The 21,110-nt window shown below is 62.0% G+C and carries 25 protein-coding genes and 1 pseudogene; 19 read left to right on the top strand and 7 right to left on the bottom strand.

The window, feature by feature from the left end:
- The first annotated feature begins 64 nt into the window (after positions 1 to 64).
- The 3 genes from AC3AP7_RS26595 to AC3AP7_RS26585 all read left to right on the top strand — a co-directional run bounded on the left by AC3AP7_RS26595 (position 65) and on the right by AC3AP7_RS26585 (position 4,368).
- Positions 65 to 1,399 carry an MFS transporter gene (locus AC3AP7_RS26595; RefSeq protein ID WP_487363281.1) on the top strand — a complete coding sequence of 445 codons (1,335 nt, stop codon included), beginning with the start codon at positions 65 to 67 and terminating at the stop codon, positions 1,397 to 1,399.
- Entirely contained in the window at positions 1,400 to 2,617 is a 1,218-nt protein-coding gene (locus AC3AP7_RS26590) for a mandelate racemase/muconate lactonizing enzyme family protein (protein WP_487363280.1), read from the top strand.
- A gap of 89 nt (positions 2,618 to 2,706) precedes the next feature.
- On the top strand, positions 2,707 to 4,368 hold the full coding sequence (locus AC3AP7_RS26585; protein WP_487363279.1) for a GMC family oxidoreductase: 1,662 nt from the start codon (positions 2,707 to 2,709) through the stop codon (positions 4,366 to 4,368).
- A gap of 42 nt (positions 4,369 to 4,410) precedes the next feature.
- Here AC3AP7_RS26585 and AC3AP7_RS26580 read toward each other — a convergent pair whose 3' ends face one another.
- Positions 4,411 to 5,001 carry an IMPACT family protein gene (locus AC3AP7_RS26580; RefSeq protein WP_487363278.1) on the bottom strand — a complete coding sequence of 197 codons (591 nt, stop codon included), beginning with the start codon at positions 4,999 to 5,001 and terminating at the stop codon, positions 4,411 to 4,413.
- Positions 5,002 to 5,126: 125 nt separating this feature from the next.
- Between AC3AP7_RS26580 and AC3AP7_RS26575 the strand changes: the two genes are divergently transcribed.
- The 11 genes from AC3AP7_RS26575 (at position 5,127) to tnpC (ending at position 13,224) form a co-directional block, all read left to right on the top strand.
- Positions 5,127 to 6,482: a tyrosine-type recombinase/integrase gene (locus tag AC3AP7_RS26575; protein ID WP_487363277.1), complete on the top strand. Its 1,356-nt coding sequence runs from the start codon at positions 5,127 to 5,129 to the stop codon at positions 6,480 to 6,482.
- A 31-nt stretch (positions 6,483 to 6,513) separates the two neighbouring features.
- Positions 6,514 to 6,831, top strand: coding sequence for a type II toxin-antitoxin system RelE/ParE family toxin (locus AC3AP7_RS26570; RefSeq protein ID WP_487363276.1), 318 nt, complete (start codon positions 6,514 to 6,516; stop codon positions 6,829 to 6,831).
- Between the two features lie 3 nt (positions 6,832 to 6,834).
- Positions 6,835 to 7,116: a helix-turn-helix domain-containing protein gene (locus AC3AP7_RS26565; protein ID WP_487363275.1), complete on the top strand. Its 282-nt coding sequence runs from the start codon at positions 6,835 to 6,837 to the stop codon at positions 7,114 to 7,116.
- A 114-nt stretch (positions 7,117 to 7,230) separates the two neighbouring features.
- Positions 7,231 to 7,890 (top strand): hypothetical protein, encoded by a 660-nt coding sequence (locus AC3AP7_RS26560; protein WP_487363274.1) that lies wholly within the window; start codon positions 7,231 to 7,233, stop codon positions 7,888 to 7,890.
- Positions 7,797 to 9,119, top strand: a complete 1,323-nt coding sequence (locus AC3AP7_RS26555; protein WP_487363273.1) for a hypothetical protein — start codon at positions 7,797 to 7,799, stop codon at positions 9,117 to 9,119. Before AC3AP7_RS26560 ends, AC3AP7_RS26555 begins: the two co-directional genes overlap by 94 nt.
- A gap of 150 nt (positions 9,120 to 9,269) precedes the next feature.
- On the top strand, positions 9,270 to 9,476 hold the full coding sequence (locus AC3AP7_RS26550) for a DNA-binding protein (RefSeq protein WP_487363272.1): 207 nt from the start codon (positions 9,270 to 9,272) through the stop codon (positions 9,474 to 9,476).
- A gap of 85 nt (positions 9,477 to 9,561) precedes the next feature.
- Positions 9,562 to 9,756, top strand: a complete 195-nt coding sequence (locus tag AC3AP7_RS26545) for a hypothetical protein (protein WP_487363271.1) — start codon at positions 9,562 to 9,564, stop codon at positions 9,754 to 9,756.
- A gap of 190 nt (positions 9,757 to 9,946) precedes the next feature.
- Positions 9,947 to 10,753, top strand: a complete 807-nt coding sequence (locus tag AC3AP7_RS26540) for an IS5 family transposase (protein WP_487363270.1) — start codon at positions 9,947 to 9,949, stop codon at positions 10,751 to 10,753.
- Positions 10,754 to 10,813: 60 nt separating this feature from the next.
- Positions 10,814 to 11,080, top strand: a complete 267-nt coding sequence (locus AC3AP7_RS26535) for a hypothetical protein (RefSeq protein WP_487363269.1) — start codon at positions 10,814 to 10,816, stop codon at positions 11,078 to 11,080.
- Between the two features lie 266 nt (positions 11,081 to 11,346).
- Positions 11,347 to 11,595, top strand: a complete 249-nt coding sequence (tnpB, locus tag AC3AP7_RS26530) for an IS66 family insertion sequence element accessory protein TnpB (RefSeq protein WP_488324833.1) — start codon at positions 11,347 to 11,349, stop codon at positions 11,593 to 11,595.
- Positions 11,596 to 11,652: 57 nt separating this feature from the next.
- Complete coding sequence (gene tnpC, locus AC3AP7_RS26525) at positions 11,653 to 13,224, top strand: IS66 family transposase (protein WP_475763207.1); 1,572 nt, start codon at positions 11,653 to 11,655, stop codon at positions 13,222 to 13,224.
- A gap of 402 nt (positions 13,225 to 13,626) precedes the next feature.
- Here the strand turns inward: tnpC and AC3AP7_RS26520 are convergent, their stop codons facing one another.
- Positions 13,627 to 15,276 carry a restriction endonuclease gene (locus AC3AP7_RS26520; protein ID WP_487363268.1) on the bottom strand — a complete coding sequence of 550 codons (1,650 nt, stop codon included), beginning with the start codon at positions 15,274 to 15,276 and terminating at the stop codon, positions 13,627 to 13,629.
- 420 nt (positions 15,277 to 15,696) lie between these two features.
- Between AC3AP7_RS26520 and AC3AP7_RS26515 the strand changes: the two are divergent.
- The 3 genes and pseudogenes from AC3AP7_RS26515 (at position 15,697) to AC3AP7_RS26505 (ending at position 17,293) form a co-directional block, all read left to right on the top strand.
- Positions 15,697 to 16,712 (top strand): annotated as a pseudogene (locus AC3AP7_RS26515) (IS30 family transposase).
- 16 nt (positions 16,713 to 16,728) lie between these two features.
- On the top strand, positions 16,729 to 16,983 hold the full coding sequence (locus AC3AP7_RS26510; protein ID WP_487363267.1) for a hypothetical protein: 255 nt from the start codon (positions 16,729 to 16,731) through the stop codon (positions 16,981 to 16,983).
- 58 nt (positions 16,984 to 17,041) lie between these two features.
- Entirely contained in the window at positions 17,042 to 17,293 is a 252-nt protein-coding gene (locus AC3AP7_RS26505) for a hypothetical protein (RefSeq protein WP_487363266.1), read from the top strand.
- Between the two features lie 131 nt (positions 17,294 to 17,424).
- Here the strand turns inward: AC3AP7_RS26505 and AC3AP7_RS26500 are convergent, their stop codons facing one another.
- The 3 genes from AC3AP7_RS26500 to AC3AP7_RS26490 form a co-directional block, all read right to left on the bottom strand.
- Complete coding sequence (locus AC3AP7_RS26500) at positions 17,425 to 17,889, bottom strand: hypothetical protein (protein WP_487363265.1); 465 nt, start codon at positions 17,887 to 17,889, stop codon at positions 17,425 to 17,427.
- A gap of 72 nt (positions 17,890 to 17,961) precedes the next feature.
- Positions 17,962 to 18,177, bottom strand: coding sequence for a hypothetical protein (locus tag AC3AP7_RS26495; protein ID WP_487363264.1), 216 nt, complete (start codon positions 18,175 to 18,177; stop codon positions 17,962 to 17,964).
- Between the two features lie 363 nt (positions 18,178 to 18,540).
- Positions 18,541 to 18,975 (bottom strand): VOC family protein, encoded by a 435-nt coding sequence (locus AC3AP7_RS26490; protein ID WP_487363263.1) that lies wholly within the window; start codon positions 18,973 to 18,975, stop codon positions 18,541 to 18,543.
- Between the two features lie 150 nt (positions 18,976 to 19,125).
- Here AC3AP7_RS26490 and AC3AP7_RS26485 point away from each other — a divergent pair, with 150 nt between their 5' ends.
- On the top strand, positions 19,126 to 19,992 hold the full coding sequence (locus AC3AP7_RS26485) for a LysR family transcriptional regulator (RefSeq protein ID WP_487363262.1): 867 nt from the start codon (positions 19,126 to 19,128) through the stop codon (positions 19,990 to 19,992).
- Positions 19,993 to 20,201: 209 nt separating this feature from the next.
- Here AC3AP7_RS26485 and AC3AP7_RS26480 read toward each other — a convergent pair whose 3' ends face one another.
- Both AC3AP7_RS26480 and AC3AP7_RS26475 read right to left on the bottom strand, forming a co-directional pair.
- On the bottom strand, positions 20,202 to 20,462 hold the full coding sequence (locus AC3AP7_RS26480; protein WP_487363261.1) for an H-NS family nucleoid-associated regulatory protein: 261 nt from the start codon (positions 20,460 to 20,462) through the stop codon (positions 20,202 to 20,204).
- Positions 20,463 to 20,501: 39 nt separating this feature from the next.
- Positions 20,502 to 20,735 (bottom strand): hypothetical protein, encoded by a 234-nt coding sequence (locus tag AC3AP7_RS26475; RefSeq protein WP_487363260.1) that lies wholly within the window; start codon positions 20,733 to 20,735, stop codon positions 20,502 to 20,504.
- A gap of 146 nt (positions 20,736 to 20,881) precedes the next feature.
- On the opposite strand from AC3AP7_RS26475, the gene AC3AP7_RS26470 reads away from it, so the two are divergent.
- Positions 20,882 to 21,085: a hypothetical protein gene (locus AC3AP7_RS26470; RefSeq protein WP_487363259.1), complete on the top strand. Its 204-nt coding sequence runs from the start codon at positions 20,882 to 20,884 to the stop codon at positions 21,083 to 21,085.
- The last annotated feature ends 25 nt before the right edge of the window (positions 21,086 to 21,110 follow it).

Genomic DNA, 21,110 nt, shown 5'->3' with positions numbered 1-21,110 from the left:
TGGGAGACAACGCACGGGCGCCGCGCCGGCAGGCTCGGCCGCGTGCGTCTCCGAGGAGCACGCCGTGTCGTCCAAACCCGTATCGTTCGACGTCCCCGCCGCCGCGGCCGGGGAGGCCGCGGCGCAGGCCGGCCAGAGCCGGCATCGCTATCTGCAGCTACTGCTGCTGGTGATCGCCGCCGGGGCGATCTACCCGATTCTCTATCTGCGGCAGGTCTACCAGCCGACGATGCTCGCGGTGTTCCACATCACCGACAGCCAGCTCGGCTACCTGTACTCGTCGCTCGGCACGATTTTCCTGCTGAGCTACCTGCCGAGCGGCTGGCTCGCGGACCGCATCGCGCCGCGCCTGCTGATCTGCTTTTCGCTGATCGCCACCGGCGTGCTCGGGCTGTGGTACTCCACCGCGCCGTCGTTCGAATGCCTGATGGCGATCTACGGCGGCTGGGGGCTGACCACCGGGCTCACGTTCTGGGCCGCGGTCATCAAGCGCGTCAGCATGATCGCGCGCCACGACGAGCAGGGGCGCTTCTTCGGTTTTCTCGACGGCGGCCGCGGGCTCGTCGAGGCGCTGCTCGCGACGATCGCGATCTCGCTGTTCGCATGGGCCACGCAGACGCGCGGCGGCGCGGTGGCCACCGGCTTCCGGCTGGTCGTCTATCTGTACGCGTGCCTGTGCATCGCGCTCGGGGTGCTGCTCGCGCTGATCCGCGACGCGCGGGCGGACACGCAGGCGTGCGCGGCGCAGGCCGCCCGCCGCACGGAGCGGCCAGCGCGCAACGTGCTGGTCGAACTGCGCGCACTCGCGGCCATTCCGGAACTGTGGCTCGTCGCGGCGATCGTGTTCTGCGGCTATCAGGTGTTCTGGGCGACCTACAGCTTCTCCGCCTATCTGCACGAGGGCGCGATCGGCCTGTCCGTGGTGATGGCCGGCACGATCACGACGCTCAAGCTGTGGATGCGCCCGCTGGGCGGCATCGGCGGCGGCTTTGCCGGCGACCGTTTCCAGAAGACGTCGGTGCTGGCGCTCGCGCTGTTTCTCGCGGCGCTGTCGCTGCTCGCGCTGATCGCCGCGCCGCATCTCGGCAGCCATCTCGCGCTGGTGTTCCTCGTGCTGTTCATCGGCATCCTGACCTATGCGATCCGCGGCCTGTACTGGTCGCTGCTCGACCATTGCAACGTGCCGGCGCAGACCACCGGGCTCGCGATCGGGCTGATCTCCGTGCTCGGCTATTCGCCCGACGTATTCCTGCCGCTTCTCAACGGCTATCTGACGCAGACGTATCCGGGCGTCGCCGGATACCAGCTGTATTTCGGCTATGTGGCCGCGGTCGCGCTGCTCGGCGGCGTCGCCGCGCTGGTGCTGCGGCGCCTGCTCAACAAGAAAAAAGGGGTGTAAATGAAAGTCGTATCGCTCGAAACGCATATTGTCGCCGTCCCGCCGCCGCATCACGGCGGCATGTACTGGACCTTCGTGAAGCTGAAAACCGCGTGCGGGATCGAGGGCGTCGGGGAAATCTATTCCGCGACGTTTCACCCGCAGGCCATGACCCATATCATCGAAGACGTGTTCAGCCGCTACCTGCTCGAGCGCGACCCGCACCACATCGAGCGGCTGTGGCGCGAAGCGTATTCGAGCGGCTTCACGCAGCGCCCGGACCTGACGATGATGGGCGTGGTGAGCGGGCTCGAAATGGCGTGCTGGGACATCATCGGCAAGGCGGCCGGCAAGCCGGTCTACGAACTGCTCGGCGGCATGGTGCACGAGCGGCTGCGCTCGTACACGTACCTGTACCCGCGCAACAGCCGCGGCGAGTACGACTACGACGACGCGGACCTCGCCGCCGAATGCGCGGCGGACAACGTCCGGCGCGGCTTTACCGCGGTCAAGTTCGATCCGGCCGGGCCATATACCGCGTACTCGGGGCACCAGCTGTCGCTGGCGGTGCTCGATCGCTGCGAGACGTTCTGCCGCAAGGTGCGCGAGGCCGTCGGCAGCCACGCCGACATGCTGTTCGGCACGCATGGGCAGATGGCGCCGTCGTCGGCCATCCGGCTCGCCAAACGGCTCGAAAAATACGATCCGCTGTGGTTCGAGGAACCGGTGCCGCCGGGCCAGGAACGCGCGATGGCACAGGTCGCCGCGCACACGAGCATTCCGGTCGCGGCGGGCGAGCGCCTCACCACGAAGTACGAATTCTTCAAGCTGCTCGAAGCCGGCGGCGCATCGATCCTGCAACTGAACGTCGGGCGCGTCGGCGGCCTGCTCGAAGCGAAGAAGGTGGCGAGCATCGCGGAGGTCTATTACGCGCAGATCGCACCGCATCTGTACAACGGCCCGGTGGGCGCGGCCGCGAGCATCCAGCTGGCCGCGTGCACGCCGAACTTCCTGATTCAGGAAAGCATCGGCACCTGGGGCGGCTTTCACGCCGAGGTGCTGAAGACGCCGCTGCGCTGGGAGGACGGCTACATCATTCCGTCGCGCGAACCGGGCCTCGGCGTCGAGCTGAACATGGACGTCGTGCGGCGCCATACGCCGTATACCGGCGAACGCCTGCATCTGCAGATGCAGGCGCGGCCGGTCGACGTGAAGGACCTTGCGCCGGCCAGGGGCTGACGCGGCACCGTCACTTCCGGATCGACCCCGGGTCGATCCCGGATTCACTTCGGATTCACTGAAGCAGGCGCCGTCAGGCGGCAAACATCATGAACTACGACTACATCATCGTCGGCGCGGGCTCGGCGGGCTGCATTCTCGCGCAGCGTCTGTCGGAGTCGGGCCAGCACTCGGTGCTGCTGCTCGAAGCGGGCGGCAAGGACGACTCGTTCTGGTTCCGGATTCCGGTGGGTTTCACGAAGACCTACTACAACAAGACCTGGAACTGGATGTATTACAGCGAACCCGAGCCGGCGCTCGCGAACCGTTCGCTCTATTGCCCGCGCGGCAAGGTGCAGGGCGGCTCCGGCTCGATCAACGCCATGATCTTCGTGCGCGGTCAGCCGCAGGACTTCGACGACTGGGCGGCCGCCGGCAACTCCGGCTGGTCGTATCGCGACGTGCTGCCGTATTTCCGTCAGCTCGAATCGCACCCGCTCGGCAACACCGAACATCACGGCGCCGACGGCCCGATCCGCATCTCGCCGATGAAAGACGCCGCGCATCCGATCTGCAAGGTGTTCGTGCGCGGCTGCGAGCAGGCCGGCTACCGGCGCAGCGACGACTTCAACGGCGCGCGCTTCGAGGGCGCGGGCATCTACGACGTGAATGCCCGCAACGGCCAGCGCTCGTCGAGCAGCTTCGAGTATCTGCATCCGGCGCTCGGGCGGCGCAACCTGACCGTCGAGCATCACGTGCTGGCGACCCAGGTGCTGATCGACGCGCGGCAGCGCGCGAGCGGCGTCGTGGTCCGCCAGGACGGCCGCGAGCGCACCTTCACGGCGACGCGCGAAGTGATCCTCGCGGCGGGAGCGGTCGATACGCCCAAGCTGCTGCAGCTATCCGGCGTCGGCGATCCGGCGCTGCTCGCGCGGCACGGCATTCCGTTGCGGCACGCGCTGCCGGCGGTCGGGCGCAACCTGCAGGATCATCTGTGCGTGAGCTTCTACTATCGCGCCAACGTGAAGACGCTGAACGACGAGATGCGGCCGCTCCTCGGCAAGCTGAAGCTCGGCCTGCAGTATCTGCTGACGCGCAAGGGGCCGCTCGCGATGAGCGTGAACCAGGCGGGCGGCTTTTTCCGCGGCCGCGACGACGAGGCGCTGCCGAACCTGCAGCTGTACTTCAACCCGCTGTCGTATCGCATTCCGAAGAGCAGCCGGGCGAATCTCGAACCCGAGCCGTATTCGGGATTCCTGCTCGCGTTCAACCCGTGCCGGCCGACGAGCCGCGGCTCGATCGAGATCGCGTCGAACCGCGCCGAGGAGCCCGCGAAGATCCGCCTGAACGCGCTCGCGACAGAAAAGGACATCGACGACGTGATCCAGGGCTGCGAACTGGTGCGCAAGATCATGGCGACGCCCGCGTTGCAGGGGATCACGGTCGAGGAGGTGTCGCCGGGGCCGCAGGTCGATACGCACGACGCGCTGCTTGCCTACTTCCGCGAGCAGTCCGGCTCGATCTACCACCTGTGCGGCTCCTGCGCGATGGGCCCCGACCCGCGCACGTCGGTCGTGGACGCGCGCCTGCGCGTGCATGGCATCGCCGGGCTGCGGGTCGTCGATGCGTCGGTCTTCCCGAACATCACGTCCGGCAATATCAACGCGCCGACGATGATGGTGGCGGAAAAGGGCGCAGCGATGATCCTCGAAGACACGCGCGAGAGCGACACGGGGCGACGGTACGCCAGAACTGAGGTGGCGGCTTCCTGACGGGGTTGTCCGGGCGCCGCGCGCGTGCCGGTGACGGGGCGCTCAGTCGGCACCGGGAAACACTGCGCGCCCCTGCGTGAGATCGCGCAGCGCATCGCGCGCGGCGTCGAGCGCGGGCGCCGGCATGCGGATCGCAACGCGCACCCCGAGCCCATACGCGCTGTCCGCGAGCGCGTACTGTGCCTGCTCGATCCAGCGCCGCACGCGCGCTTCGTCTGCGTAGCCGATCTCGACGGTCAGCACGCAGTACGCAATCCGTTCGATACGCGGCGCGTCCTGCAGCACGCGGGCGATTGCATCCGTGTACGCCCGCACGAGGCCGCCCGCGCCCAGCTTCACCCCGCCGTAGTAGCGCACGACGGCGGCGAGCACGCCATCCAGGTCGTGATGCCGCAGTACTTCGAGAATGGGCCGCCCGGCGGTGCCCGAGGGCTCGCCGTCATCCGACATGCCTGACTGGCCCCCCGCCAGCAGCGCCCAGCAGACATGCGTCGCCCCCGGGTGTGCGGCGCGCAGCGCGCGCAACTCGGCCATCGCGGCCTCGCGGTCCGCGACAGGGATCGCATAGCCGATGAAGCGGCTCTTGCGGATTTCGAGTTCTGAAGAAACGGCAGTTGAAAGGGTGTGACTCACGTTGAGGGGTGTTGATTAAATCAATAGAAACAGGTGTTTAGGTGGATATTGCTGCTGCATTTGCGTTGACCCTAGTGGATCGATTACGACACAATATGCCTACATGGTGCCTACATGGACGGGCAATGAAAAGGGAAAGCTTCACAGCGGCGCGCATCGAAGCATACGCGTGTCAGCCAAATAAACAGCAGAGCATCTTCTGGGATGCGAAGGCGCCGGGCTTGGGCCTAAGGGTCACTGCGGCCGGTTCGCGTGCATATATCTTTGAATCACGACTATGCGGCAAGACCATCCGCGTCACGATTGGCAATCCTCGAGCCTGGGATCTTGGAAAGGCCCGCGTTGAAGCTGGCCGATTGAAGGCGCTGATCGACAATGGCAAGGACCCTCGCGAAGTGCGCGCCGAACAGCGCGCAGCCCATGAAGCGAAGCAGCGCGAGGAAAAGCGCAGGGCGGTGACTTTTGATGAAGCATGGAAAGCCTATCTGACGGCACGTAGGCCCCACTGGAGCGCGAGGACCTATCAGGATCATCTGCGCCATTCCGAAGTCGGTGGTCGGGAGAAGAAGATAGGCAGTGGTGTGACCGTTTCCAGCGTCCTTTCGAGCCTCAGGCCATTGCTGCTCAGCGAACTGACTTCCGCGCGCATTTCCGATTGGCTCGCTGCGGAAGTTCAAAACCGGCCGACCGTAACGAGTCTCGCGTACCGCATGCTTCGTGCATTCATCCGATGGACCGGAGAAGTGCCAGAATACGCAGGCTTGATACCGGCTGATGCCTATTCAGCCAGGTCGGTGCGGAATCTGGTCCCCGAAATAAATGTCCGGCATGGAGACTCGCTGCAACGTGAGCAGTTGAAAGCGTGGTTCTTGGGTGTCCGGTCGATGCCTAACCGTGTGTTGTCTATCTATCTTCAGGGGCTGCTGATTACCGGGGCCCGCCGCGAGGAACTGGCAGCACTTCGCTGGATCGATGTCGATCTTCAATGGCGGAGCCTGTCGATTGCCGATAAGGTGGATCAGGACAGTGGGCGCGTCATTCCTCTCACTCCCTACCTTGCGTCGCTTCTTGCCGAACTTAAGCGTCTGAATGAGATTCCTGTCATCGACCTTGAGACGGGCAAGAAATCCGAGCCTTCACCGTGGGTGTTTCCGAGCAAAGCGGCGTCTAGCGGTAGGATCACGGACCCAGGGGTTGCGCATCGGGCTGTCCTGCAAGCGGCCGGTTTGCCGTTGGTAACTCTCCATGGGTTGCGCCGCTCATTCGGCACTTTGTCAGAGTGGTGCGAGGTTCCCGTCGGTGTTGTCGCGCAGATTCAGGGGCACAAACCATCTGGCATTGCAGAGAAGCACTACCGGCGCCGGCCGCTTGATCTACTCCGGAGCTGGCACGACAAGATCGAGACATGGATGCTCGAGCAGGCTGGCATTGAGTTCAAGCCAGAAGAGGTTCGGCAGGGTCTGCACGCGGTCAGCCAGTAATGTGCAAATATAGCAAAAAAGAGATAAACTGATGTCGTGGCATGTTGAGCTGATACCCGAGGCCGAAGCCGAATTGCTTGCGCTGCCGTCCGATATGCGAGCCCGCTTCCTGCACATCGCGGAGATGCTGGCGGAGTTTGGCCCGCAGCGCGTCGGGATGCCGCACGTACGTCCGCTGGAGGGAAAGCTGTGGGAAATCCGCATGACCGGCCGCGATGGCATTGCGCGCGCGATATACGTCACACGGACTGGGCAGCGCCTGGTTGTCCTGCACGTGTTCGTGAAAAAGACGCAGAAGACGCCGCGCCGGGCCATCGAGACGGCCTATACACGGATGAAAGAGGATTGAACGATGACTGACCTTGCAACCCTGAAGAAGCGCTTGCTTGCGGACCCGGATACCCAGGCTGAATACGAAGCGCAGGCACCGGAGTTTGCCGTTGCGCGCGAGCTCATCGCTGCGCGCGTGCGTGCCGGACTGACCCAGGAACAGGTCGCCGAGAAGATGCAGACGACGCAATCGACTATCGCGCGCATGGAGAGTGGCCGCACGATGCCGTCGCTGCGCACGCTTTCCCGCTACGCCGAAGCGACGGGAAGCCGCGCCGTGGTGCGTCTGGAGGCCGCGAAGTAGTTTGACCGCGGCCTGACGATCAAGCCCCTGCCTACGCCGACGGGCGGAAAAGCCGGATACCTTCACCGGCCTGGCAGGGGCTCCCGACTGAAGGTTTGCGCATGAAGGGCGCTGATGAGTAACCCGGACCCAATCCCCGAGTGGCTAACAGTTGAAGAGGTGGCGAAGCGCTGGAGTAAGAAATTTAACGTCCCGGCGGACGTGAATTATGTCCTGAAGTGTTACGGAGAATTGCGTCTTCACTTCCCCAATCCAAAGAAGCGCTCCGAAATTGACTACGTGCCTTATTCGCGGGATGAGTTTTTGGAACTGGTTAAAGCTGAGGAAGGCTTTGCAAAATTCTTAGATTTTTTGCACGAACTCCCCCGTTTTGAGATGGCGATGCTCAGGGTCCACCGTGATGATTTGCGCGCGTTTGAAGCAGGCTCCGCGTTCACTGCGAGCACGTGGGCTAAGTCTCCGTCATTAGCTCACGCTGGCACAGTGCCGCCACCCGACGAGCCTTTCAACGGTGGTGGCTCGATATGGGTAGGCGTACGCAGTGCAGAGACTGAAAAGTTGATAGAGGAACAAGCGACCTATTGGGCGCGCCGCCGGCCCGCTCCCCTATTCACTGGCTCCGGATTCAGCGATGAGGCACTGAAGCAGACCACATTGACCCGGTATCTAGACTTCGATACATGGCGCCCGCTGCTGCCGCCATGCTTGTCTGCGGCCTGCAAGCGCCCATCGAAAACGGCCAACTTTGCACGGAGATTCCGGCCGGACGCGTAAAGGGCCTTGATGGCCTCTGGAAATCGGAGCAGAACTGTACCGCCATTGCCGACGCGAAGCGCGTGCTGGGTATCTGGCGCAGCCAGGTCAATCCGTCTGCACGGGTTCGCCCGCTCGATTTTGTCGAGTGGTGTCAGGCCAGAGGCTTCGATATTGCCTGGTTGCGTAGTATCGAGGACGATGTGTTGAGCAAGGAACGGGGAGCCATGAAAGCTGCACTGGGTTCCGGCGTTGTCGTGGTCCCCAGTGCTAATCATTTCGCCGTATGGCTCGCAGACCATATTGCTTTCTCGCTCGTGGCAATACCGAATGATGAGCGACTAACGACGGTTTTCAAGGTGACGGCGGCCAGGCAGGAGCCGGGGTCAACGCAATCGAAGTATGAGTTATTGACCAGCGATGAATGGCGCCTTGTGCGTTCGATATGCGGCAATCCGCCAGCGCCGTGCTCGCGCGCCCAGTTTGAAGAGTGGCGCGGGAAATTCAACGCGGCAGGGAACAAGCCCGATTGGTCGCTCGACGGCGATTTCTGTTGGAGTGACGAAACGGTGAAGGCGCAGGCTCGCTGGACAGACGTATCTGAGGCACACAGGCAGCAATTCGAGCAGATGGCGAAAAAAGGTGACCTATCACTCGTGACGCCCGATGGCACGCCAACGACCGACATCTCCAAGGGGCGCATGAGTCGGGACGACTTTATCCGGTACCTACAAAGCCGCAGTCTTCGGATGCAGGGCGCCGTCGCTGTATCGGTAGCGCCTGCCGTCGGCGCTCAGACTGATGTTGTGGTGCCAGCAACGGCAGGGCCGAGCACGCCGGAACCGGATAGACCCGAACAAGCTATACCGATTGAATCGCTTTTTACGCAACCAGGATTCGAGCGCAATTACCAGATGCTCGTCACTGAGCCGGGGAGCAGTCCTATCAAATCGGCGATAACCAGTGCTCTGATAGCCAGTGCAAAGGCTGGCGAGACGCTGGCGGCCTCAATCCGGACAATCAAGAAAAAGGGCGAGAAATGGTCGGACGCCGAACTGCGCACGCTGCTGGACGAGAGCAAGATGCCGGACTTCACCCAAAAAGCGGCGGGTGAAAAGTACGGCGTGAAGCCACAGCGCATCAGTAGGCTGCTTCAGCAGGCGAAAGACAAGTTTGAGGCGTCCGCGAAAGCATCGAAATTTCCGACCGCAAACCTATCAGGCCGGAAGGTGCGCGGCAGAAACTACTAAACGCTATTGCGTTGCCCTATTGCGCAAATCGGCCTGAAACCCTTACCGGATAAGGCTGCAACTGTTGCGCAACACTGATGCCGCTGTTGCGGTCCTCAGGCTGCGTTCCAAGCGATTCATGTTGAGTCGCGCAACCTTGGAGCGCACCACATGACTGTGCAACAACTTACGGCGATTCAGACGCGCCGCCCCATCACGACCGAGGAGCTGGCCGCGCTCCTGAGCATCCTCCCGCAATCAATCCGCAAACGCTACAGCCAAACGGGGTCCTACTTCGGCGTTCGTCCGATCAAGCTCCCAAACGGACGCCTTCTTTGGCCGGCAGATGCTCTCGAACAACTGAGCGAGGGCCAATAATGAAAAAGCGCCCGACTGATAAAAACCAATCGAGCGCCCAAGGACAGCGCAAGTTTACATCGATTCTCGTACAGGAGGGCAAATAATGGCCCTCTACATCGATATCAAGCCCGCAGACGATCCGGATTTCGTCCTGCTGCGCACGAGCGCGCACCCTGGCCCTGAGCGCAAGCCGCCCCTGCGCATTCGCCGCGATACGGTTGATAGCGTTCTCGTGCTTTTGCTCGGCGCCGCCAATATCGAGGTGCGATCCGCACTCCACGATATGGAGGGCGCGTGATGTATGAGCACCTCCAGAAAGAGATTCAAGGGTGCGAAGGACAAGCGGCCCGCTGGGCGGTTCTACCCGCTGCGGGCCGTTGTCCTGCAAAGTTCAGCATTCATCGCCCTGTCAGCACACGCGATCAAGCTCCTGCTGGACCTGCTAGAGGGTGTTAGGCACTTACGGTCAAACCTGGTACCCTGGCGGGATGACAGAACGCAAGCCATACCCGACGGATGTATCGGACGAGGAATGGAGCTTCGCCGCTTCGTACCTGACCTTGATGAACGAAGACGCACCACAACGCCGATATGAGCTGCGCGAGATGTTTAACGCGCTGCGCTGGATGGCGCGAGCCGGTGCATCGTGGCGAATGCTGCCGACCAACTTCCCGCCTTGGGAAATGGTCTACCAGCAAACGCAACGCTGGTTGAACGCGGGCTGCTTCGAGGCAATGGTCAGCGATCTGCGTTCGGTCATTCGGGTTGCTCAAGAGCGTCAGGGACAGCCCAGTGCGGTGATTCTGGATGGGCGCACGTTGCAGTCCACGTGCGAAAGCGGTCCGCGTGCGGGCTACGACGGTTACAAGCGCAAGCGAGGCAGCAAGGTGCATATGGCCGTCGATACGCTGGGCAACCTGCTGGCTGTGCACATTACGCCAGCCAATGAACAGGAGCGGGCACAAGTGGCCGAGCTTGCCCGTCAGGTTCAGCAGGCAACGGGCCAGACGGTGAAGCTGGCGTTTGCTGATCAGGGCTATACGGGTGAGGCCGCTGCGCAGGCCGCTCGTGACGAAGGCATCGAACTGCAGGTCATCAGGCTGCCCGAGGCGAAGAAGGGCTTCGTGCTCCTGCCTCGCCGCTGGGTGGTCGAACGCAGCTTCGGCTGGCTCAACCGGTTCCGGCGACTGGCGCGCGACTACGAGCGCTTGCCCGAAACCCTGGCCGGTCTGCACTTTGTCGTATTCGCCATGCTGATGCTTGTTCATGCCGTACCTATTATCCAAGGTGCCTAACACCCTCTAGAGCAGTACCGCGGGGACGACAACGGGCGGCTGATCTGCACGTGGGCGCATATGCACGAGAAGCGTGGCTGGAAATCTCGCGACACCCTAGACAAAGCACGAGCCGAGCTTATGGCGGCGGGCTTCCTGTTCGAGACGGTCAAAGGCCGAAGGCCCAATTGGGCGAGCTGGTACGCCCTCACTTTCTTCGCACTAGACCCCAACAACGACTACGACGTGTCGCCGCACGCGTTCCCGTATCTGGCGTTCGCGGATCTTCCGAAGGTGCCATCGAAAAACACATCGCTTACCACGCCGGGCGTGTCACTAGCGGCCTGATTGACACGCCGATCGTGTCAGAGCCCTCTTCCACTGACACGCCGGCCGTGTCAATAGAGCCTATTTTCGTTGGTCTCCCTAACACGCCGGGCGTGCACCCTCTAGATATGCCATCTATACCGCTCGTTGAAGCAAAGGAGATGCTGCGATGAATCAGCAATCCGTACTGCCCGAAATCGGGAAGCAGGATCGGCACCGATCCGAAATCACGATGGCCGAGTTCGTCGACCAGTGCAAGGCAAACGGTGAATGGTCTGTGCCGCCTGATGACCCGATCTACGCGTACGCCGAGAAGGCTGTTCGCCAATCGCCGCGCCAACCGCGTGAAGGTTCTGATTCACGACGGTTTCGGCATCTGGCTGGCCGCCCGGCGCCTGAATCAAGGTCAGTTCAGCTGGCCACCTGTCGGCAGCGAGCCGAAGCAGCACACCCTCACGCACGAACAGCTCGCGGCGCTTGTGCTGGGCCTGCCGTGGCAACGCGTCGGACCGGACAGCGTGATCCGGATCGTCTGATGGCGGCGTAAACTGTTTCGCTTCTCCGGGTTGCTGGCTTCTGGCAGACTGATTCGCATGAACCTGCCATCCGATCTCGAAGCCCTCAGCCCGGAACAACTGCGCACGCTGGCAGCGCAGCTCGCGGCTCAGGTTCAGGCAAAGGATCTGGAGATCGAGGCGAAGGCGCGTGAAGTCAGCGAGCGTGACCGCGAACTGCGCTTCCGGCAGACACGTATCGACCATCTGACGCATGAGATCTCGATTCTCAAGCGCCAGCAGTTCGGCCGTCGCAGCGAGCAGTTCAACGGTGAACAGATGAACCTGCTCGACGAGGCGATCGATGGCGATCTGGCCGCCATCGAGATCGAGCTGGAGCAACTGCAACCCGCCACAGTCACACAGCGCGAACAGCCGAAGCGATCGGTTCTGCCTGCGCAGTTACCGCGCATCGAGATCCAGCACGAGCCGGACAGCACGACCTGCCGGTGTGGTTGCGAACGTGTCCGCATTGGCGAGGACGTCAGTGAGAAGCTGGACTACACGCCGGGCGTGTTCACGGTAGAGCGGCATATCCGGGGCAAGTGGGTATGCCGCAACTGCGAGACGTTGATCCAGGCCCCCGTGCCGGCGCATGTGATCGACAAGGGCATCCCGACCACGGGGCTGCTGGCGTCGGTACTGGTCAACAAATTCGCCGACCACCTCCCGCTGTATCGTCAGGAACAGATCTTTGCGCGTGCCGGTCTCGCCATTCCGAGGTCGACGCTGGGGGCGTGGGTCGGCGCGTGCGGAGTGCAACTGCAGCCGCTGGTGGACGCGCTCCGACAGGAGATGCTGAAGCAGGCCGTGCTGCACGCAGACGAGACACCGGTACAGATGCTCAGTCCCGGCAAAGGCAAAACACATCGGGCGTACCTGTGGGCGTATACGTCCACCCAGCTCAGCGGGTTGCGCGCCGTGGTCTACGACTTCGCCAGCAGCCGTGCTGGAGAGCATGCCCGGGCGTTCCTCGATGGCTGGCATGGCAAGCTGGTATGCGACGACTTCAGCGGCTACAAGGCATCGTTCCAGCAGGGCATCACCGAGATCGGGTGCGCTGCGCACGCACGGCGCAAATTCTACGAACTGCATGCCAACCACAGCAGCGAGGTGGCGAAGCAGGCACTACCGTTCTTCGCCGCGCTCTACGATGTCGAGCGCGACGCCGCAGCACTGAACGATGACGCCCGATACCAGCTTCGACAGCATCGAGCCAGGCCAGTGTGCGATGCACTTCACGAGTGGCTGATCACACATCGCCGGATCGTCTCCGAGGGCTCGGCGATAGCGAAGGCGCTGGACTACACGCTCAACCGGTGGGAAGCGCTGACGCGCTATCTCGACGACGGGGCTGTGCCGATCGATAACAACTGGGTTGAGAACCAGATCCGCCCGTGGGCTGTCGGACGCAACAACTGGCTGTTTGCCGGATCACTTCGTGCCGGTCAACGTTCAGCCGCGATCATGAGCCTCATCCGGTCAGCGCAACTCAACGGCCATGAGCCGCAAGCGTATCTCAAGGATGTTCTCACGCGACTGCCGACACACCGGCATAGCGATATCGCCTCGTTGCTGCCGCATCGATGGCAACCGGCCGCGACCAGCTAACTCCTTCCTCGCGCGTCAAGATGGGATGGCTGGCCGCTTACAGATCAACAACGGCACTATCCCACCCTCCCGCGCACGGGAAGAAGGGGGCGTCCAGACGAACGAACTTTTGGAGCATCAGCATGGGGAATGGCTGGACGCCGGAGCGGCGGGCGAAGCAGGCCGAGGCAATCCGGCGATGGAAGCCATGGCAACGGTCCACCGGACCGAGAACTGATGCCGGCAAGGAGGCCGCCGCAGCCAATTCAACGAAACACGGCATGCGATCCGCGGAGTGGCGCGAAACGCAGCGGCAAGTCAATGAGTTCCTGCGTGAGTGCCGGAAGCGGTTGAAATATGAGGTCTAACGAAGTTGGACCGCGCAGTCGATAGCACGGCCGCGGCAACTATGGCGTGCCAAAGTTACGATACATATTCATCCGGCGCCGCGTCTTTCCAGTCTTCCGGCATTACGATCTTTGCTTCGACACCGGCATGTTCCTGCAACAGATAGAGCAGATTGCTGCCAGCTAGAAGCTCGATCGGCTTACCGTTGGCAAATTCGAATGCCGCCTTCCCGTAACCACTTGTCGTGACGAGGATGCCTTTCGACGCGCCCTCGTTCTGCATGGTCCCAAACAGGTCACGGACAGCACTCACACCGACCGTGTTCTTATAACGCTTGGCCTGGATCACCACCTTGCCGCCAAAAATTGGCCTCGGATCAAACGCAACGCAGTCGACGCCGCCGTCACGCGATGCTTGCGTCTGCCTGGTCTCCAAGCCCATCGTCTGAAAAAGGTTTGTGATCAGCGATTCAAATTCGCCTGGCGACAGATCCATGAGATTCGGCCGCTGGTCCAGGGTCGAGAGCACGTCATCTTCGATGATGAAGCGGGGATCCGACATGTTCAGTTCCAGCACCGGCCGGACCGGCGCTAGTTCTGCGGCGCTCTTCGAGACAGAAGCGTTCAAGGCCTTCAGGCACGCCGCAGGATCGACATGCTGAAGATCGATATCGTGGAAGACATCGAGGCTGGTTCTAACTGTGACGATACACGGGCGGACGGGCTTGCCGGTGCCCCGATCGATAGCGTTGACATAGCCATTGAATACGACGGTCTCCACGTGACCGACCGTATCGGCGGCGAATATCTCATGAATCGATCTCAATGCCGTCTGCGCGACGACAGACGTGTACAGCGCCCGTCGCTGCGATTCTGGCCGAGGACTTTCGGTCACCGCATCGGACGACTTGACGTATTTGAACCCCTTCTGCGTCGGAATCAGGGATTCGTAAGGTGGCAGATCATAAGCAACCACCAGTTGCTTTGATTCCTGCTGGTATTGTGCAACCGCTGTCTGCGGAAATCCTTCTGGATATGGGCTACTCCCGAAAAGCATTACAAAGTACGTTGCCACCGCCTCCGCATTCCCGCTCTCGAATGCGTCGCGGAACTGATCGATCGTCGCATTGTGCTCGGCCGCCTTCTGTTTCGCAACTTCCGTCTGGAGAGCGTGATCGTCGTGCCTTTTTTGAATGGCGGATTGTCGGGCTCGTTCCAACTCCTCGAACTTACGCTGTGCTTCGGTGAAAGTCTGCTTTGCATAGGAAAGACGTTTCTCGTAAGCGCTGCGCACCCACGGAAGTACCCCCGCTATCGCGGACGGCTTTTCCGGGTCGAAATCGGGCCAATTGGGTGAAGTGACTGTCGGAGCCAAGTCGCTGAGGTCAAGCACCGGAAAACTGGGCGTAATGCGCAATGCATGGAAGTCGATCGCTGGATTTCTCCGTAAGCCATTCGTCAATATGCTTTCCAGCGATTTGACGACGTGCTCAAGTTGCTCATTCTGGCTTTCAACGTCTGCAAGCCGAGATTCGGCGTAGAGCCGCTTCCGTTCTTTTTCGTCTGCTCTCGTCGCACGTTCGTAGGCCCGTTGAGCCCGTTCAGCCTCTCGGACCGCCCGAAGCTGTGCGCGAATCTGCTGCTCAGACATTCGCTGTTGCGCCCTCGCATTCCGTTCCATCTCGCGCGAGATCTGATTGAGCGTGCTGAAGAATCCCCTAGCCATGTTGTCCCCCGGTCGATTTTCGGCGAGTGTAGCAAAACTCTGCAGGATCTACTCTCGCGACGGCGAAGAATCACGACGATGCGTGATAACTTGCATTTGGCCCTCGTACACAAGACGCGAAGAACTCGAGTTTTGCTCGACCGATATGTTTGACTCACAATGTGCGACCAGTACGCACGCGCGCGAGGTGGTCGCAGTTGAGACTAACCGGTGTATTTGGTAATGCTTAACCATTCCTCCCCAGCCTTTGTAATTACAAAGCCTCCGAGCGCCGCATCCGATGGCAGATTTTGAGCCCGCGCGAACCCGCGAGCGAGCATCCATTCTCCGACGTCGAAGTCGACAGGCGATCCCGGCCGTTTCGATAGGGCTTAGTCTCTAGCTTCAAGTGCAACACCTTGAATCAAGTAAGGTGTTGCGATGAGGAAGTACAAGCATCTGAGCGCGGAAGAACGCGCGGTGATGATGATCGAACATCGAAACGGCAGCAGCACGAGAGCGATCGCCCGACTGCCTGGGCGAAGCGCGTCGACGGTTTCGCGCGAACTGGCACGCAACGGCGATACGGCGGCGTACTACGATGCGACGCGTGCTGCGTCGACGTACCGTGTTCGTCGTCAAGGTTGCGGGCGGAGGCGCAAGCTGCTTGCCGGCAGCGCGCTGTATCGGCATGTGCATGACCGGCTGGTCTATTGGCGCTGGTCGCCGCAGCAGATTGCTGCCAGACTCGCCGTATGTATCCCGACGATCCCGACCAGCGTGTCAGCCACGAAACGATTTACGCCGCGATATACGCTCATCCGCGAGGTGGACTCAAGCAGGCAATGATCGAAGCGTTGCGCCAGGAAAAGCCCGTGCGGGGACGCCGACGCACCACGCTCGCTGGTGGCGGCTTCGTGCCCGAGGCCCTGCGCATCGTTCACCGGCCCGAGGAGATTGAGCTGCGCCAACTGCCCGGGCATTGGGAAGGTGACCTCATCAAGGGGGCGTTCAACCGTTCCGCCGTGGGCACGCTGGTCGAGCGCAAGACGCGGTTCGTGGTGCTGTGCCGCATGGACGGCTGCACGGCCCAGGACGCCCTGGAGGGCTTCACGCGCCAGATGAAGAAACTGCCAGCCTTTCTGCGCGAGAGCCTGACCTACGATCGCGGAACGGAAATGACCTGCCATGTCGAGCTCTCCAGGCGATTGAATCTCGATATCTGGTTTGCCGATCCGCATGCGCCCTGGCAGCGCGGCAGCAACGAGAACACCAACGGTTTGCTGCGCCAGTTTCTCCCCAAAGGCATCGACCTGTCGGCAGTCACACAGATCCAGCTAAACGACATTGCCAAATTGCTCAATGGGCGCCCTCGTCAGACCCTCGGCTGGGATACGCCGGAGGAGGCAATGGCCAAGGAGTTGGAAATCAATGGATTGGCTAATCGTTGCACTTGACTCTTGAGACCGCCGCGTGATCCGCGAACTTGCAAAGATGGCGAACATTCCCGCGTTCGTTTCGCTGTACACACCCTCGCCTCGAGCTAATCCAGCCAGCCCTGCATGGCATGACATCGAGGGGTTTCGCGTTAAGCGCGTATGGCCGAGGCCGGAGCCGGCCTGGCGCACACTGTCGCCCGGCGAGTGGGCGAATGCGCTGGTGCAGATCCGCGACTGGCAGTTGCGAAAGTTTGTGTCGCGGGCGGCGGCGAACGAGCCGGTGTTCTAGTTCGTGGTTATCCTATGGTGGCATAGTACGATTATTCCGCCAACGTACGAGGAACGCCATGGACGACTCTTTTCAGATATCAGCGCCTGAATTTCTAACGACTGGCGACTATGTATCTTTTACGATTCGCGACGGCGATAGGAAACGACCGGCCCGCATCTCCGGAACTGCGCTCGCGATTCTAGGCAAAAACACGTCTCCTCGGGAGACGTTCTTGGCGAACATTCAGCGCATCCGGAGCGCAGCTTATGACATGGCTTGCCACAATCCGACGCTCGACATCATTATCTTGGGAAGCGGCAACTTCTAGCCAACCTTCGAGATCGACTCGAAAATTCCCATCGGCCGCGACGCGATGGCTTCGCCTCATAACGATGACTCGATAACGGCGACATTCATATTGACGTTCACCTGGACGCATCGCTGAGATATCCAGGATGCTCAGATCATCGTGTGCTTTCCCAAGGTGCCGCCTACCGGTTCCCAGTCATCGTAAAGCACAGTAACTGAGATACCGACATGTCGACACTTGGTCGCGAACGTTTGAACGTGCGTGGCGCCACAAATGAACAGCACGGGGGATTCTGCGTATTGGAGCCGCCGCAACCATTCGTCCTCTCGCGCCGACACATCGCCATCGATAAGCTCTAATACGGCCCGCTCTTCTTCGTCGGGATCGCAGAATAGATGGTTGATGCCTCGCTGCTCACATAACCGCCGCGCGATTGAGAAGGTCACGTCACCAAGCACCTGCTGGCTCATCTCCTCGCCGATCGTCCTGACAACATGGGTTGAGACAGCCTGCTCGAGAAGTCTCCGAAACTCGTAGTATTCGTCCTCAGGGGCCGCAAGCAATCCCTTTTGCGCGGTGTGGCGCGTACCGATGAGATAGAGTCGACGGTCCATCAAGTAAATTCCGGTGCAGAACCGGCCGTCGTTGCATGGCCGGTTTGGCTTAACCATGCCATCATGAGCGAATTAAAGTCCGATGACGCGCCGCGCCTCTCGCTCGGCAAGTTCTATTGCGGCCTCAGCGGACGGTACAGGACGCCCGCACCCGCGCCCGATGATCTCGCAGATAATCTGCCCGTTTCGATCGGTTGTGATGCGGATGTAACCTTTGAACATACCGCCGGGTGCAGGCATCACCAACGCCTCCACGGTCTTCTTGCCCTTGGTTTCCTTGAAAGCCATCGTATTTCCCCTTGGTAGAGCCATAGCATACGAAATTTTCTGGGCGATCCGCTTGCTATTGGGCCAGATAGACAGATGGCGCGTTGACCTGAAATACCTACACGGTGCCTACATGGCGGGGACGTGCTCATGTCGCGCGACTGATGGCTAGCCGGAAATCCCTGTCCAGTAAGGCTCGCGAGCTTCTTAATCGAATTGCTCGCTGGAATTTCGAGTTCCGCATTCAGCGGAGCGGGCAGCGTATAGGTCGGCAAGGGCGGGCAGGACGAAGAGCGGGGCGAAGCAAACGGGATCGACGGCACGCGCCGGGCGCGAACGCATGTTGCGATGCCGTCATCGTACCGGAAGCGCGCCGCGAGCGGCCTACCTGGCGAACAGCCTGCCGATATCCGCGAACGCCTTCAGTTCCAGCGCATTGCCGGACGGGTCCAGAAAAAACATGGTTGCCTGCTCGCCGACTTCGCCCTTGAAGCGCACGTGCGGCTCGATCACGAAGCGCACGCCGGCTGCGGCGAGGCGGTCCGCCGCGTCCTGCCACTGCGGCATCGGCAACACCACACCGAAATGACGTACCGGCACCGCATCGCCGTCGACCGCGCTGGTGGCGCGGTGACCCGCCTCGTCGGGCGCGAGGTGCGCGACGATCTGGTGCCCGTAGAAATTGAAATCGACCCAGTCCGCGGCGCTGCGGCCTTCCGGGCAGCCGAGCAGTTCGCCATAGAACGCGCGCGCGGCGGCGATGTCGTGTACCGGAAAAGCGAGGTGGAACGGGGGCACGGTTTGCGCGGGCTCGGTCATGGGGAGTGTCCTGAAGGGCGGTCTGAGAGACTGTCTGAGGGAAAACGCAGTTGTCCAGGTGAAAACGCAGTGCGAGTCTAGCAATGACAGAATTGCTTGTATAACGATATATTTTGGTTCTCAGCCATCATTTTTTCGATCAATCCAGCGATGCTGCGCGAACTGAAAACCTTCCTTGCGGTGGTGCGCTACGGCACCTTCGCGCATGCCGCGTCCCAGATCGGCCTCACGCAGTCGGCGGTGAGCGCGCAGATCCAGCGCCTCGAACAGGACCTCGGATTTGCGCTGTTCGAGCGCACCGGACGCGCGGCGGTGCTCAACGCGGCCGGCAAGCGCACGGTCGAGATGGCGGAAGAACTGCTGTCCGCCTATGCGCGCCTTGCGCAGCGCAGCGGCGCCGACGAGCAGTCCGGCTCGCTGCGTATTGGTGCGATTGCGTCGGCACAGAGCGCGTTTCTCGTCGATGCTATCCGGCGCTTTCGCGACGACGCGCCCGGCTGGCGCATCCGCGTGACGCCCGGCGTGTCGCTGAATCTGCTGGCGCAGGTCGATTCCGGCGAACTGGAGATGGCGGTGATCATCAAACCGCCGTTTGCGCTGCCCGCCGAACTGCAATGGCGTGCGCTGCGCGCGGAACCCTTTGCACTGCTCGTGCCGCGCCGGCTGGCCGGGCGTCCGTGGCGCACGCTGCTGCGGGAGCAGCCGTTCGTGCGCTACGACCGCAATTCGTTTGGCGGGCGTCTGGTCGAGCGCTTTCTGCGGCGCGTGCGCGTGACCGTGCAGGACGCCGTCGAACTGGACGAGTTGCAGGGCATCGTCGGGCTGGTCGCGCGCGGCGTGGGTGTCGCGATCGCGCCGCTCGCGGACGGGCTGGCGATACCGAAGCGGGTGGTCGCCTTGCCGCTGGGCGACGCCGGCTTCGTCCGGGAGGTGGGCCTCATCGAGCGCCGCCGCGGCGCGCGGCAGGGTGCGTCGGCGCGGTTCGCGGACTGCCTGTGCGAGGTCGCGCGCGGGTAGAGGAGTTGGCGCAGAGAGGCCCCGGCATAAATGAGCCGGCGCAGAGAGGCCAGGCATAAAGGGGCCGACGCAAAGAGGCCAGGCATAAAGGAGCCCGGCGCCGGCGGCTGAATGCGAACGCCGTGAGGCGGCTTCGGGCGTGTGCGTTTAGCGAAGCACGTGCAAGGCACGCGCGCATGATCCCTGCGCGCGCCGCTTGCGGCATGCCGTCACGACAGCGCGTCGCAGCGGAAGTGCTCGATGCTCTGCCCCGCGGCCTGTGCGCGCTGCAGCCATTCGGGCAGCGCGCCGCGGCCGTCCCACGTGTGTCCCCACGCGTCGCGATATGACACCGCCCGCTCGCGCGTGCGGTCGTCTTCGACGGATTGCGCGAGCGTATCGAGCGTGATGCCGACCTCGTCCATGCGGTGAAGCATCCAGCGGATCAGGCGATCGCGCGCTTCACCTTCGAGTCGTTCCAGGGTTGCCATACAGGGGATGGGGCGGGATAAGGTGCGACGGCGGTCCGCTCAGTTCGCCCGGCGCGGCGTGCGCCGGCCGACGGCCGAATCGAAGTAGCGCTGGGCTTGCTCCAGTTCGTCGAGCGCTTCGTCGAGTTGACGCTGTGCGAGCGAGGGGTCGACGGGCCGCGCGTGCGGCAGCGTTTCGCCGCGCACGACCCGGAACGCGAGATCGACCTGCCGGGTGGCGCGAACGAAACGCTCGGCCGCGCTGGCTTCCCGCGAGTGCGCATGGGATGACATCCGATACCTCCTGACTGCAGACAAAACGTGAACGGAAAACCGTGCGATGGCGCGCTCTTGCACGCACACGGTGACTTTACCAGGTATTTGAGCTGAATACCAGGCAATGCCAGGTAATTTAACGCGAATTTCATCATTATGTAGTCATGCCAGGCATTGTTGGAGAAATCACGCTGGACAAGCACTATTTCATCGTCCACCGCACGCGCCGGATCGTAAAGCAGCGGTGCGGCGTGCGCAGCCAGGGTAGCGGCCTTTCGCCAACCCTGCATTTTCCCGATGAAACGCTGACGTTCGCCGGCGCGGCGGTTCACCGCGATGCGCCAGCATCGTTCCTTCGCTGCCTTTAAGGTTGTTTTAACGATCGCTTCCTAA

The organism is Paraburkholderia sp. PAMB 6770 (genome assembly GCF_057748135.1).
The sequence above is the reverse complement of the archived record's forward strand: the minus strand, read 5'-3'. Positions and strand labels throughout refer to the sequence as shown.